This window comes from Rhizobium leucaenae USDA 9039 (assembly GCF_000426285.1).
GTDB lineage: Bacteria > Pseudomonadota > Alphaproteobacteria > Rhizobiales > Rhizobiaceae > Rhizobium > Rhizobium leucaenae.
Genome location: NZ_AUFB01000006.1, coordinates 153,048 through 167,040, shown reverse-complemented (window position 1 = coordinate 167,040; position 13,993 = coordinate 153,048). Strand labels below are relative to the sequence as shown.

The 13,993-nt window shown below is 60.4% G+C and carries 12 protein-coding genes; all 12 read right to left on the bottom strand.

Annotated features, from left to right (window positions below; translation table 11 throughout):
- Positions 1 to 90 precede the first annotated feature (90 nt).
- The 12 genes from K290_RS0111715 to oiaX all read right to left on the bottom strand — a co-directional run bounded on the left by K290_RS0111715 (position 91) and on the right by oiaX (position 13,927).
- Positions 91 to 1,344 carry an ABC transporter substrate-binding protein gene (locus tag K290_RS0111715; protein ID WP_028752108.1) on the bottom strand — a complete coding sequence of 418 codons (1,254 nt, stop codon included), beginning with the start codon at positions 1,342 to 1,344 and terminating at the stop codon, positions 91 to 93.
- 80 nt (positions 1,345 to 1,424) lie between these two features.
- Positions 1,425 to 2,066, bottom strand: coding sequence for a dihydroxyacetone kinase subunit DhaL (gene dhaL / locus K290_RS0111710; RefSeq protein WP_037135308.1), 642 nt, complete (start codon positions 2,064 to 2,066; stop codon positions 1,425 to 1,427).
- On the bottom strand, positions 2,066 to 3,085 hold the full coding sequence (locus K290_RS0111705; protein WP_028752106.1) for a dihydroxyacetone kinase subunit DhaK: 1,020 nt from the start codon (positions 3,083 to 3,085) through the stop codon (positions 2,066 to 2,068). Before K290_RS0111705 ends, dhaL begins: the two co-directional genes overlap by 1 nt.
- A 58-nt stretch (positions 3,086 to 3,143) precedes the next feature.
- Positions 3,144 to 5,027, bottom strand: a complete 1,884-nt coding sequence (apnL, locus tag K290_RS0111700; RefSeq protein WP_028752105.1) for a D-apionate lactonase — start codon at positions 5,025 to 5,027, stop codon at positions 3,144 to 3,146.
- Positions 5,024 to 6,058, bottom strand: coding sequence for a Gfo/Idh/MocA family protein (locus tag K290_RS0111695; RefSeq protein WP_028752104.1), 1,035 nt, complete (start codon positions 6,056 to 6,058; stop codon positions 5,024 to 5,026). The genes apnL and K290_RS0111695 overlap by 4 nt, the downstream gene beginning before the upstream one ends.
- A gap of 2 nt (positions 6,059 to 6,060) precedes the next feature.
- Positions 6,061 to 7,125 carry an ABC transporter permease gene (locus K290_RS0111690; protein WP_028752103.1) on the bottom strand — a complete coding sequence of 355 codons (1,065 nt, stop codon included), beginning with the start codon at positions 7,123 to 7,125 and terminating at the stop codon, positions 6,061 to 6,063.
- Positions 7,122 to 8,672, bottom strand: a complete 1,551-nt coding sequence (locus K290_RS0111685) for a sugar ABC transporter ATP-binding protein (RefSeq protein WP_028752102.1) — start codon at positions 8,670 to 8,672, stop codon at positions 7,122 to 7,124. The genes K290_RS0111690 and K290_RS0111685 overlap by 4 nt, the downstream gene beginning before the upstream one ends.
- Positions 8,669 to 9,313 carry a DUF2291 family protein gene (locus tag K290_RS0111680; protein WP_028752101.1) on the bottom strand — a complete coding sequence of 215 codons (645 nt, stop codon included), beginning with the start codon at positions 9,311 to 9,313 and terminating at the stop codon, positions 8,669 to 8,671. Before K290_RS0111680 ends, K290_RS0111685 begins: the two co-directional genes overlap by 4 nt.
- 75 nt (positions 9,314 to 9,388) lie before the next feature.
- Positions 9,389 to 10,330: a D-ribose ABC transporter substrate-binding protein gene (locus tag K290_RS0111675; RefSeq protein WP_028752100.1), complete on the bottom strand. Its 942-nt coding sequence runs from the start codon at positions 10,328 to 10,330 to the stop codon at positions 9,389 to 9,391.
- 78 nt (positions 10,331 to 10,408) lie between these two features.
- Complete coding sequence (locus tag K290_RS0111670) at positions 10,409 to 11,236, bottom strand: phosphogluconate dehydrogenase C-terminal domain-containing protein (RefSeq protein ID WP_028752099.1); 828 nt, start codon at positions 11,234 to 11,236, stop codon at positions 10,409 to 10,411.
- 94 nt (positions 11,237 to 11,330) lie between these two features.
- On the bottom strand, positions 11,331 to 12,671 hold the full coding sequence (locus tag K290_RS0111665; RefSeq protein ID WP_028752098.1) for a four-carbon acid sugar kinase family protein: 1,341 nt from the start codon (positions 12,669 to 12,671) through the stop codon (positions 11,331 to 11,333).
- Positions 12,668 to 13,927, bottom strand: coding sequence for a 3-oxo-isoapionate-4-phosphate decarboxylase OiaX (gene oiaX, locus K290_RS0111660; protein WP_037135272.1), 1,260 nt, complete (start codon positions 13,925 to 13,927; stop codon positions 12,668 to 12,670). The genes K290_RS0111665 and oiaX overlap by 4 nt, the downstream gene beginning before the upstream one ends.
- Between the last annotated feature and the right edge of the window lie 66 nt (positions 13,928 to 13,993).

Below are 13,993 nucleotides of genomic sequence, written 5' to 3'. Positions count from 1 at the left end.
TGCTCCCGGCGGCAACTGACGCGTGGGCATGAAGTCAGGGAAGCCGTCCGCCGCGATTTTGCGATCGGAGCAGCGGGCTCCCTCGAGAGATCAGGTGCGACCCGCGATGAAGGTCTGAAGCTGCTTGGCAGCATCGGCCGGCTGGATATTGCCGGAAGCAACGTCGTTGATCACCCGGAAGTATTCGGTGGTGACGTCAAGCGGAAACGCCTGGTCGCCATTCATATAGACCTTGCTATAGGTCTTGAAGATATCCAGCCATTTCGCCTCAAGCGGCTTCTGGTCGGTGTACTGGACATTCTTGTTGACCGAGATCGAGCTGATCTGGCCGACGAGGTCCTGCTGCACCTTGGTCGACAGGAAATAGTCGAGGAACTTGGCGGCGAGATCCGGATCCTTGCTCTTGGTGCTGATGTAATTGTACTCGGCAAAGCCATAGAGACGGTTGGTGTTCGTCGGGAAAGGCACGACGCCGTAGTCGTCGAGGTTGACCTTGCTGCCGCTCAACTGGCTGACCAGCCAGTCGCCTTCGAGCATCATCGCGGCGCGGCCGGCGACGAACAGCGTGTAGGACTGCTGGTTGCTGATGCCCATGAAGGGTTTCAGCGTGTAGTCCTTGGTCCACTTGGCAAATTCAGTAAAGGCGTCGGTCGCGCAGGGCTCCTTGGTCCAGTCGGTCTTCATGGCCATCAGCGCGTCGTGCTTGTCGGCGCCGCATTTGGTTTCGAGCAGCACATCCATCAGGCGCATGACGTGCCAGTTGACCGAGCCGCCGAAAGTGAAGGCCGGGATTCCAGCAGTCTTAAGCTTTTCGGCGTCTGCGAGCAGCTCTTCGTAGGTCTTCGGCTCTTGCGTGATGCCGGCCTTCTGGAAGAGCTTCTTGTTGTAATAGATCGCTTCGCCCTTGAAGGTGAAGGGAACCCCATGCTTGCCGCCCGGATAGAGATCGGCAAAGGCGGCGGCAGACGGAAGCAGCTCGTCGTTCCACTTGTACTGGGTGTAGTACTTGTCGAGCGGCAGTGAGAGACCGGCTTTCACATATTCGCCGCCGAGACCAAGCCCGGCCCAGCTAAAATAGATATCGGGGCCTTTGCTGGAGCCGGCCGCCACGCGAAGGGCGGTCTTGTGTTCATCGACGCCGCGCTGGACGATTTCGATATGGGTCCCGGGATTGGCGGCCTCGAAATCCGTCGCCACCTTCTTGAGGGCACCGTTTGCTGCGCCGTTGTCGAAGTTGAGCGTCCACAGCGTCAGGTCTTCCGCGGCGACATTCGTCGCCGAAAAGGCTGCCACAGCAATCGCAGCGGCACCGAACCAACGCGCATATTTGGAGTTGATAGCCATCTCCCGTCCTCCTCTGAGCAAAGCTGAGGTGGTTTTGACAAATCGCTATCAACATGTCAACTGGTATGATGAGGTCATCATCACTCTGATGTGAAGTGAGCCTTAAAGCAGGATATAATCACCACAGCCGAAGCCGCTCCCGGATCGATGTGCCCGAGAGCCCGCTCGCCAAGGCGCGATGACCTGCCCTTTGTTGCAATCATATTCTTCGTCGCTTCGGCTCCCGCCTCGCCAGCCTTGAGGCCAGCGGCCAGACATTCAGGCAGCGACAAGCCTTGATCCCGGGTGGCTCGGCAGGCTGCGGCCGCCGGTGCCCAGGCATCGACCATCGTCTTTTCGCCGATCTCTGCCTTGCCCCGATCCTGAATGCCCCTGGCAAAGGCTGCAAATAACTCCACCATATCATCATCGTTCAGCGATGGTTTCCCCTTGGCGACTGCGCCGGCACGCATCAGGGCCGTCGCATAGAGCGGGCCGGAAGAGGCTCCCACGGCATTGAGGAAGGACTTCGCTGCCGTGTTGAAGACCAGCGTCGGATCGGCGGTCGTCGAATCCAGTTCCGAGACCGCTTTGGCGGCGGCCGAAAAACCGAGCTCCATGGCGATGCCATGATCGGCATCACCGATTACGCCATCCAGCTCGCAGAGGCGATCCTTCTCGCGTGCCATCGCTTCGGCGATCCGGACAAAAAGGGCCTTCAGGTCTTCCGTTGAAACCGTCATCATTGCAGCGCCTGGCCTGAGCGGAACATCGCGCAATCGCAGGGATGATCGATTAGCCGCTGCAATTCGTCGTCCAAATGCATGAGCGTAATCGAGGCGCCGGCCATCTCCAGCGATGTGCAGTAATTGCCGACCAGCGACAGGTGAATGATAAGGCCTGCATCGTCGAGCGTCGCCTTGAGCTTGCGCATCATGATGTAGAGTTCCATGAGCGGCGTCGAACCCAATGAGTTGACGAGCACGGCGACCCGATCGCCACGCGCCGGCTTCATCTCGTCGAGGATCTTGCCGACCAACTCGCTCGTCACCTCATCCGCCGATCGCATCGGTCCGCGGACGACGCCCGGCTCGCCGTGGATACCCATGCCGATCTCCATCTCGTCAGGGCCAATCTCGAAATTCGGCTTCCGTGTCTGCGGCAGGGAGCAGGGCGCAAGCGCGACGCCCATCGTGTAGGTGCGCTCATTGGCGAAGCGCGCGACGCGTTCTACGTCGTCAAAGCTGTACATGAGATCGCAGGCAGCTCCCGTGGCCTTGAAGATGAAGACGTTGCCGGCAACGCCGCGACGGCGCTCCTTCTGATCGACCGGCGCGGACGCGACGTCGTCCGTCGTGAGCACGGTGCGGACCTCGATGTCATCCATGGCGAGCATGTCGGCCGCCATATCGAAATTCATGACATCGCCGGCATAATTGCCATACATGAACAGCACGCCGGCACCGCCATTAGCGGCCTTGGCGCATTCGATGATCGGATCGGGTGGCGGAGAGGCAAAGACATTGCCGATGGCTGCGGCATCGGCGAGCCCCTTGCCGACGTAACCGAGGAAGGTCGGCTCGTGCCCCGAACCGCCGCCGATGACCAGGCCGACCTTGCCGGGCCTCGGCCCCTCATTTGCAACGATGGAGCGCGGCGATCCTTCGACGGCGCGGAGGTGCCGGGAATGAGCGGCCAGGACGCCCGCCAGCATCTCGTCTACAGCGGCGGCGCCGTCGTTGATAAGCTTCTTCGTCTTCACGTGAGTCCTCCCGGTCATTTCATTTCGGAAGACTAAGTTGCCCTTCTCGACTGTCAGGTCAATCCTTCAACGCGATCGAACAGACGGCAAAAGGCTGCAGTGTCACGCTGCCGCTCTCGCGTTTCTCGGCGAGGCGGAAGGATCCAAGTTCGACTTGCTGTGCCGTGGCGGTGATGTTCACCAGCAGCATTTGCGATGCCCCATCGGCAGGCTCCGCGACGAAAGAAAGGACGGCAGTCGGATCGGATGAGACGCATTCCCGCCAGTGACTGCCGGCGAGGCCGGCAAGCCTGGCGACCGTGTTGAAGATCGGGCGCTTGCGGCCGGCTGGAGACGGCTCGTCCTTGCCGGCGATCACGCCGAACGGCCCCGTCAGCGCCGAAAGCGTCAGGCATTCCAATCCGGCATCGAGCACCGCAGCCGCATAGCCAAGTGCGAAGGCTTCCGCGAAACGGCCATTATGCCGGGGGTCGCTGTTTGCCATCGGAATGCGGCCACCAGCGGCATTGTCCATGGTCCGGCTGCCATAGGGGTTCTGGCGCATCGGAATGGTGGAGGGGCCGATGCGATAGGGCTTGTCGCCGTAAATGGCGCGCACCGAGCGCGTGATAAACGGCAACGCTTCCAACGTCTGCATGACGCTGAGATCGTCGGCCGCATGGACGATCGGATTCGTGCAGTGGCTGATGAAATCGAGCGGTCCGGAAGGAACACGCTTGCGGTTGAGTTCGGTGAAATAGCTCAGCATGCCGCCGCCAAGCCGGACATCCGGAAAGGCGGAACGTGCCGCCGCATAGACCTCTTCCAGCGGCGGACATTCCGGCCATTGGCTGCCCGGAGGAGTCGATTGCCTGTCCACGGACGGAGATATGACGATCGCGTCCGGTTTGAAACCGGCCGCATTCATCCAGGCTGCGATCTCCTGTGCCTCGGCATGCGGCGACTGTTTGCACGGCAATGCGACTTCGAAGGTCGACGTGCCGGCCTGAAGCTTTGCGATAGCACCGAACGCTCCGAAGACGGTGGCGTCATGACCGGCATTCGGATCGAAATGAAAGAGCAATTCCTGCGGCCCGATCTTCGCCAGGGTGTCCCGGGCTTCAAGTGTCGCCTCCGCCTCTTCTGGCGTGATCACCAGCCCCATCGACGGCATCGTGCCGCGCTTGCTCCCTTCCGTGATCGTGACGGCTCGGCCCTCACACAGGACGGATGCAGGGGCGCTTAGCGTTTGCCGCTTATCCTGGAAACTCAGGACAATGCGCTGGCTGACGGATTGGCCGGCCGGTATCCGATATGGCCAGGGGAGGGCAAGGGGACGAACATAGGTCTTATAGGAGGCATCCGACCAATTGCGTTGGTCTTCCATCTCGAACGTATCGCCTTCCATTCGGCATTCTGCCGTCACGTCAGGCATGACGGTATGCGTGATCGCACGCATATCCTTGAAGGGCTGCCAGGGCTCGATGAGATCGGGAAAGCGCGTACCCTCGCGGCGACCGTCGACATGTTCCACCGAGACCGGTGTTCCGGCAACGCCGACGATCGGATGGAGTATGCAGAATCCGCAACGGTTCGTCTCGAAGCCGGTCTTTGACATCGCTTCCGCTTCGAAGACCACAGCACCTCCGGCTTCGGCGGAGATATGCACACGGATTTCGAGGTCCGTATCGTCCGGGCCGGTGCAATGCGCAAGATAACCGATCGAAAATCCATCCTGACCCTGATCGATCTTCAAGTCCGATATTCGCGGGGCGTAAGTCCCCCAATCGCGGTCGCGCACGAGATAGGATACGGCGCGGAGCACTTCGGTTCCGTCGTAGGTGATGGCGCGGAGATTGCCGTCCTTGAAGTCGACAGCCAGCCTGCCGGCGGCGAGCCGCTGCGGCGGTACTTCGGTTTCGCGCGTACCATAAAGTTGAAAAGGGTCGATTTCAGCGGTCATCGCAGCAGTACCCCAATATCGACTGTCCTCCCATGAGCGGCACTGTCATAGGCTGCTTCGACAAGCGCGAAAGTCTTCAGATTGTCCGCACCGGACGTGGACGTTTCGCCGCCCGATGCGAGACGGTCCGTCCAATGCTGCTGGATGGCGAGGACGCTTTCCTGAATGTTGTGCCATGGGCGGGAAGCCCAGGGGAGAAGCTTGGGCGAGGCATCCGAAACGGTGGTGCCCTCTGCGCTGTTGACCTCTAGGCGATAGCCCTGCGAAAGCCGTATCGTTCCCAGCGTTCCGTCGATCTCGATCAGCGTTTCGGGAAAAGGCTCTGTCCCAAGCTTGGTCGCATAGCTGACGTCGACGATCGATGTCGCGCCATTTTGATGGTCGAGCATGATCGTGGCAACGTCTTCGCCCTTGATCTTCGGATTGACCCGTTTGGTGCGCGCGGTGAGCGTCGTCACATCGCCGAGGATGAAGCGTGCTATATCGAGCGTGTGGATAGCGAGATCTTCGATAATGAAGCGCTCGCCTTCGGCAAGATAGGGCTGGCCGGAAAAGACGTCGTAGCCGGAGCGGAAGGAAAAGCGGCCCCAGAACGGCTCGCCGATTACCCCTGATTGGAGCATAGACTTCACCGCCTGTATCGGCGTTTGCCAGCGGAAATTCTCGTGAACCATCAGGGGGATTGCCGCGTCGGCGCAAGCTTTGACCATCGCTTTGGCGTCGCTCAACGTCTTCGCAAAAGGCTTTTGGCAGATGGCCGGAATTTTATGGGCGGCTGCCATTTCCACCAAAGCGCGGTGGCTTTGCACTGTCGTCGCGATATCGACGAAGTCAAAGCCGCCATCGGCGAAGAGGGCCGCCGCATCGCTGTAACGGCGTTCAATGCCGAATTGGTCGCCGACAATCTTCAACCGCTGGGGATCACGATCGCAGATCGCGACGACCTCCGCGCCTTTGACGTCCTTCCACGCATGCATCTGGTTTATCGCGAAGAAGCCGCAGCCGATGAGCGCACCCTTGAGTTCCGTCATTCTCAACCTGCCTTTGCCATTTGCATGAGTGTGACACGCTGCTGGAGACGGCGCTGCGCCTGGTCGACGACCACCGCAATGATGATGACCAGCCCTTTGATGACCATCTGCCAGAAGGACGAAACGCCCATCATCACCAATCCGTCGGACAGGATACCGATGACGAAAGCGCCGATGATCGTGCCGCCGATCGTCCCCCGCCCGCCGGACATGGAGGTGCCGCCGAGGACGGCCGCGGCGATGGCGTTGAGTTCGAAACTCTCGCCGGTCGCCGGATGCGCGGCCATCAGCTCCGACGAAATGACGATGCCGACGATGGCAGCGCACAATCCGGAGAACATGTAGACAAAGATCTTCACCAGATCGACGCGAATGCCCGACATGCGCGCCGCGCGCTCGTTGCCGCCGACGGCAAAGATATGCCGGCCGATCGGCGTCGAGCGGGCGACATAAGCGGCAAGCAGCGCCAGAACGATGAGGATCCAGATGGAGACCGGAAGGCCGAGCAGCCTTCCGGCGCCGAAGACATCGAAGCCGGTCGTGTCGAATTCTGGCCTGCCGACGAGGTTCGGAAAGGTCTGGCCGTCGGAAGACAGCAATGCCATGCCGCGTGCGATGTAGAGCGTTCCCAGCGTCGCGATGAAGGGCGCAACGTTGAGTTTGGTGATGAGCAGTCCGTTGATCAGCCCGATGACGATACCGACGGCAAGGGTGATCAGCACGATTTCATAGAGGTTGAAGTAGACGGTATATCCGATCGGCAATTCGACTCCGTTGAGGATCAAGGCGCCAGTGACCATTCCGCATAGGCCGACGATCGAACCGACCGAAAGGTCGATGCCGCCGGTGATGATGACGAAGGTCATGCCCATTGCCAGGAAGGCGTTGAGCGCAACGTGTTTCGACATCAGGATCATGTTAGCCGTCGAGGTGAAGTTCGGCGCAAAGACGGCGAAGAAGATGATCACGGCAAAGAGGGCGATGAAGGTCCTGAGCTTCATCAACGTCAGGAGGATAGAGCCGTTCGACCGCTTGGCCGCAAATGAAGAAGATGTATCCGCGGTCATGAGGCGAGTTTCCTTGTATGTCCGTGTCCCTTGGCCGATGCGGCGACGATGGCCTCTTCCGTCGCATCCTTTCTGTCGAAGACGGCGATCAACTGGCCGTTGCTCAAAACAGCGATGCGGTCGGAAAGCGCCATGACCTCTTCAAGGTCCGAGGTTGAAAACAGGATTGCGAGACCCTTGCCGGCGAGCTTACGCATGGTGCGGAAGACATCGGCCTTGGCGCCGACGTCGATGCCCCGGCTCGGCTCGTCCATCAGAAGGACCTTGGGATCGGTCATCAGCGCCTTGCCGATGACGACCTTCTGCTGGTTGCCGCCCGACATCGATGTCACTTCGAAATCGGGATTGGGCGCCTTGATCGAGAGATCGCGGATCATGTCGCGAATGGCACGCTTTTCGGCGCCGGCATCGATATGAAAGAAGCTGGCGAAGCGGCCAAGGCTTGCAAGCGTCAGATTGCTGGCGATGGAGAGCACCTGCACCAGACCCTCGCGTTGCCGATCCTCCGGGATCAGTGCTAGGCCGCGCCGGATTCGGCGGGTCGTGTCACGTTCACGGACCTCGACGCCGTCGATGAAGATCTTGCCGGTCGAATGCATATGCCGGCCCATGATGCATTCGAAAAACTCGCTGCGGCCGGCGCCCATCAAACCGTATATGCCCAGGATTTCGCCGGCGCGAACCGAGAGCGAAACGTGGTCTACGGCAAGGCCGCCGGTCGGCCGCGGCAGGCTGATGTCCTCGGCGCGGAAAGCTTCCTTGCCGATTGTATGGCCGCCGTCCCTTGCAAAATCCTTGGCATCCGATCCGATCATGGAGCGGACAATCCATTTCGTGTCGATATCGCGAACCATCGCCTGGCCAGTGATCTGCCCGTCGCGCAGCACGGTGATGTAATCGCCGATGCGCATCAGTTCTTCCAGCCGGTGGGAGATATAGACGAGCGCCACACCCTGCGCCTTCAGTTCGGCGATTACCTTGAAAAGAATGTCGACCTCCGCCGCTGAAAGCGCCGAAGTCGGCTCGTCCATGATCAGGATACGGGCATTCAGCGAAATGGCCTTCGCGATTTCGACAAGCTGTTGCTGCCCAATCGGCAGATCCTCCACCATGGTCTCGGCATTGATGCCCGCGTCCAGCTTCTTCAGAAATTCGTTGGCCTTGGCGATCTGCGCCTTGTGGTCGATGCCGAAAACGCCGCGCGTGATTTCGCGTGTCGCAAAAATATTTTCGGCGACAGTCATATTGGCGAAAAGATTGAGCTCCTGGAAAATCATGCCGATGCCCCGCGCTTGCGCGTCAGCGGGGCTGTCGAAATGAACGGCTTCGCCCTCTAGAAGGATGCGGCCGGCGGTCGGACGCTCGACTCCGGCAATGATCTTCATCAGTGTCGATTTGCCGGCGCCATTTTCCCCAACCAGCACATTGACCGCGCCACGCCGTAGTTCGAGGTTGGCGCGCTTGACCGCGACGATGCCCGAATAAACCTTGGACACGTCCTCGAGACGAAGGATGATGTCTTCCTGGGTCGTATCGCTCATTGTCATTGTCCCAACGTCAGCGCCGACGGGGTAATCAGGGGAAGCTGGCCGGATGTGGGCAGCGGAAACGCGCCGGTTACATCGACTGTCTTTCCCGTCAGGCCATCTCTCGGCAAAGCGGCGAGAAAGGAGGTGTTCACCTTCTCATTGAACGCCTTGCCGAATTGCGCCCATTCGATCTGGTTCTTGAATTCGTTGAAGTCCACGAAATCCAAAGCGTCGCGCAATGCCGTGCCGCGGATTGCCGGGCCGATCTGAACCTTCGCATCTGCCTTGCCATCGCCGTCGACATCGACGTCGAGCGTTGCGGCACGGGATGCTGTGTCAGCGGCGACGATCTTGCCCTTGAACTTCACTGCATAGGTCCAGGGCGACGTGCTCTGCTTGCGCGGATTGCCGTATTTTGCGCCGGCCTCGTCCGGGTTCGACGCCGCCGCCTGCATCACCGTCTTGAGATCGCCGGCACGCTTTTCAAGATCGGGTACCGCCTGCGATTGCCAGATCGCATCCACCTTTGCCGCGGGATCGAAGGCGCTCTTTGCCGCCAGCGCCGCCTTCTCCTCGGCCGTCGGCGTCTTGATGATCTTACAGCCGGGCAGTGCTGCGGCCAACATGAGGGCCACAACGGCGCCTCTGATCCTCAACATGCAATGCACCTCATCTCGCAGAAAATGTCAGGAGAGCGTGGCTTTGCCACGCCCTCCGCAGTGCTTGGTCCGCCGTTAATTTTTCAGCGCAAAGGTCTCAAGCTTGTCGGCGTTCGCCGCCGTGATGAGAACGCAGTCCATGAGCTGCTTCTCTTCCTTCGGGGTCGTCTTGTTCTTGATATACGCATCGGCCTGCTGAACAGCCATCTGGGCTTGGGCATAGGCAGGCTGCAGCACGGTCGCTTTGATGCCGCCCGCCTTGATCGAGTCGCGCACATCGTTGGAGCCATCGAAGCCGACGACGATCACATCCTTGCGTCCGGCGGCCTGAAGTGCCGCGATCGCACCCATCGCCATCGTATCGTTACCCGAGATCACGCCTTTGATGTCCGGGTTGGCCTGCAGGATGGTTTCCATCTTCGCATAGGCTTCGGTCTGGCTCCAGTTCGCCGATTGCTTGGCAACCAGTTTCAGGTCCGGATAATCATCGATGACGTCGTGATAGCCCTGCGAGCGGATGCCGGCATTGGTGTCGGATTCCTTGCCGACGAGCTCGACATAATTGCCCTTTTCGCCCATTTGCTTGACGAATTCCTGCGCGCCGAGTTGCGCACCCTGATAGTTGTTGGAGACGATCTGGGCGGCGGCGACACCGGTCGCATTGATTTCGCGGTCGATGAGGAAGGAGGGGATGCCGGCATCCTTGGCCTTCTTGACCGCGGCCACGGTCGCATCGGCACCGGCATTGTCGAGGATGATGGCCTTGGCGCCGCGGCCGATCGCGGTGTCGATCACTTCCGACTGCTTATTGGCGTCATCGTCATGCGTCATGACCAGCGCTTCATAGCCCAACTCCTTTGCCTTGGCTTCGGCGCCGACAGCTTCAGCCTTGAAGAACGGATTATCATGTGCGGGCGTGATGATGGCGATCAGATCTGCCGAGAAGGCAGGCATTGCGGTGCCCAATGCAAGGGCGCCGGCAAAGGCGGCAAGAGTCAATCTGCGTGTCAGTTTCATGGTTTCCTCCCAATTGTGAAACGGGCCCTATTCCCAGCAGGGCTAAGAAGGGAGGGGCCAGCCCTCCCGGGATTTCGGTCAGGTGATGCGGCGGATGCTCTCGGCGATCTCCTGGGGCTCAAAGACATTCTTCCAGTCGTCGCGCATCAGAGCTGGGATGCCGAATTCGATCGCCTTGTTGCAGGCATCCGAAAACACACCCTCGACCTGGTTGAAGATCACGGCGCCGAGGACGTTCATGTGGCCGAGCAGGAAATCGCGGGCAGCCTGTTCCGGCACGCCGCGCGCCACGCACTCGTCCATCGCCTGCCGCATCACGACGAGCAGCGATGCGCAGACAGTCTCCGAGAGCCCCGGTTCGAGCATCGCCATCTGCTCGACGGTGACCCGATGCGAGCGCATGACCGGCGCCCAGATGAGCTTGGCGATCTCCTCCCCGAGCGCATAGGCAGCTTCCGGCCCCTGCATCAGCGCGGACACGATGTGCTGCTTGGCGAACAGGCCACCGAAGTGGTCGTTCTTCGCCTGCATATCGGTTTCGTCATTGAAGATCGGCGGATGGCAGGGATGGGTGACGAAATAAGTCAGGTCATCGCGCTTCGGCAGGTGGCCCGCAAAGGGCGCGGCGGCGTCGAGAGCGACCACCATCGTCCCCGGCTTCAGCTTGTCGACGATCCCGGCGGCGACCTTGCCGATGGCTGTGTCCGGAACGGCCAGAATGACGACTTCGGCGCCATTAAGGGCTTCGTCGGCGGGGACGCATGACAGACCGAGGTCGTTCTTCAGGCGGGCTTTACCAGCATCGCTTACCTCGACATGACGAACATCGAAACGCGAACCTTTGAGGTTTTTGGCGAGCCGGTACCCCATTTTTCCACCGGCACCGAAAAGAGCAATTCCAGTCATGTTTTTCACCTCGTCGATTTCGAATTGTGGTATAGCAAGTGGTATGATGAGTCAATAAGCACACCATTACTCTGAAGGACTTAAGCTCATTTTTCTAAGCGCTTCTTCCGTCGCGGATCTGCGGAAAATAGCCGTCGGTTCCGACTTGCCCGCCTTTCAGCGCGATCTGCAGTCCATTGGTCGGAGCGTAGCTACCGTGAGCCACACAGAGCGGCGAACCCGGCGTCTGCGGGAGAGGGAGCAGCGTCGTCAGGGCTTCGACGCGTAATTCCTTCAGCGCGTGGCTCGACGTATCGCCGCCGGCGATGACCGCACGGCTGAGCTTTTCGCCTTCGACGAGCCGACGCAGGATGATGCCGAGGGCTTGCCCAAGCCGATGCCGGGCGTCCGGAACACGGTCGATGGCGCTGCCACGATCAGCCGAGGGGCCGAGGGCCGTGTGCAGGATGACGCTGCGGCCCGTCTTCAGCCTGCCAATGCCGGCATTGACGGCATCTTCGATCGCGCGGTCAGCGCTTTCGCCGGTAAGTGCCAGGGGATCGAGATCGATGCCATCGAAACCATCAGTCATCGCATGACGTATCTGCCGTTCCGTCGTCGGCGAGACGCTGCCCGAGACGACTGCCAGGCGTTCGACCTTTCCCGGCAGCGCGAAATCGGGGCACTCGCCAATCAGTCCCTCACGGCGCCAGGCATTCAGCAGCGCGTATTCGACGCCGGAGGAGCCGGCGACGAAGGAACCGTCTTTGGCGGCGCGCCGCCAAAGCTGCGTCCCCGCCGCAGCCTGCGTTTCGGCGCTGTCGACGTCGATCAGCATGATTCCTGCCGTGGCGGCGTGTTCGTCGACCCGATCGTCCGCATCCGTGGCCGCAAGGGTTACAAGATCGACGAGGCTGACGGGGAGGGAGGTCTGCTTGCCGAGATGCAGCGCCAGATCGGCTTCGTCCATCGGCGTGACCGGATGGCGGCTCATCACCGGATGGCGGTCGATGCGGTAGACCCGGCCTTGATAGGCCGCGAAAAGGTGACCGAAAGCCGTGTAGCGTTTAAGCTGCGGCGCCCCCACGACGACCGGCACCGAGGATTGCGAAAAAAGCTCCCTGCCGATCTCGATTGCCTTGCCGATATTGCCGATCCGCGGACTGGAATCGAAGGTGGAGCAGACCTTGTAATGGCATATCTGCGCTTTGAGCCCCTTCAGCCATCGCAATGCCGGAACGAGATGCTGCTGCATCCATTCCGGGGTCTCGCTGCGGCTTGTGCCGGCAATGCCGATCGCCCGGCATTGGCTGAAGCGCTCCAGCAGCACAGCATCCGGAATACCGAGAAAAAGCGCCGTCGGAACGCCGTTCGACGCCAAAGCCTCCATCACGTCGGTGGAGCCGGTGAAATCGTCGCCATAATAGCTGATCAGAAGATTGCCCGTCGCCATCATGCACCCTTGCCGTCACTGAATTTTGTGATCGAGGCGGCGAGTTCCGGATGGTCTTTCGCATAGTCCTCGAGCGGGATGTCTGCGACCGCGGCCTGCCACGCCTGTTGGATCGCCCGGACACCGGCGGCCGGTCCGAAGGGATGGCTGACGATGCCGCCTCCGCAGAGATAGAGCAAATCGGTGGTGCGGCCGGTGCGCTGGTAAGTCTCCGGCGCTTGGCCGCCCCATTGACCCGAGCCGGCAACAGGGAGCGGGCAATCGGACGGATCGAACAGCGGTGTCCTGAGAGCCTTGAAGGACTCGACGAAACTTTCGTCCGGCTCCCAATATTTTACGCGGATGCCGTTGATCTGGAACTGGTCGACGCCGAGCAGACGCCAGAACTGTTGATAAACCTTGAAATCCATGCCGGCGCCGGGATGACGTGTCAGTATATCCCAGCCGTTGCGGTGGGCGTGCAGCACCAGTCCCGAGCGCTTGCGAAGGAAGCTCATGCCGCCGAAGCCGATGGAATTGATATTGACGACGGCACAGTTGCCGCCGGCCTTCAGGACAAGGTCGTGGTTGCGCATCATCTCATCGGGATCGGCATGGGTAATGCCGAAGGCATACATCACCTTCTTCCCGGTCTTCTGTTCGTGGTCGTGGATCAGCGGCATGATCGCCTCGACACGTTCCTTGAGCGGCGAATAGGCAGGGCTCATCAGCTTTTCATCGTCCTTGATGAAATCGACGCCGGAGCTGATGAGCTCGCCGACCAATTCCGCGGTCTCTACGGGACGAAGGCCGAGAGCCGGCTTGACAATCGTGCCGATGATGGGGCGTCCTTCGACGCCCGTCAGACACTTGCTGCCGGCAATGCCGAATTGCGGACCCGGATGCACCCCGTAAAAATCCCCGGGCAGCTTCATATCGACGATGCGAATGCCCGTCATGCCTTTGATCGAGTAGACGCCGCCGATCGCAATCGTCATGAGGGCTGAAAGATCGGTGCCAATCGCTTCGAGCGGAAAGGCAATATCGACATCGGCGCGATGAAGAGGACCATGACCGGTCGCAACTTCGGGCCATGTCGGCCGCCCTGCATCCTCCAGCCGCCGAATGCCCAGAACCCGCGCGGCGACACGTGATTTCAACTCTTCCGTTTCACCGGGAACCGGCACGAAGGTGCCCGTCGACTGATCGCTGGCGATCTTGTCGGCCATCGCTTCGATGTGGCCGGGCGTCTCAATGCGGTAGGTAATGATAATGCTCATAAGCAGGCGTTGCTCCGTTCGCCGGCGATTTTGTCGTGGCGTCAACTTGTGATCTGGTATAATGAG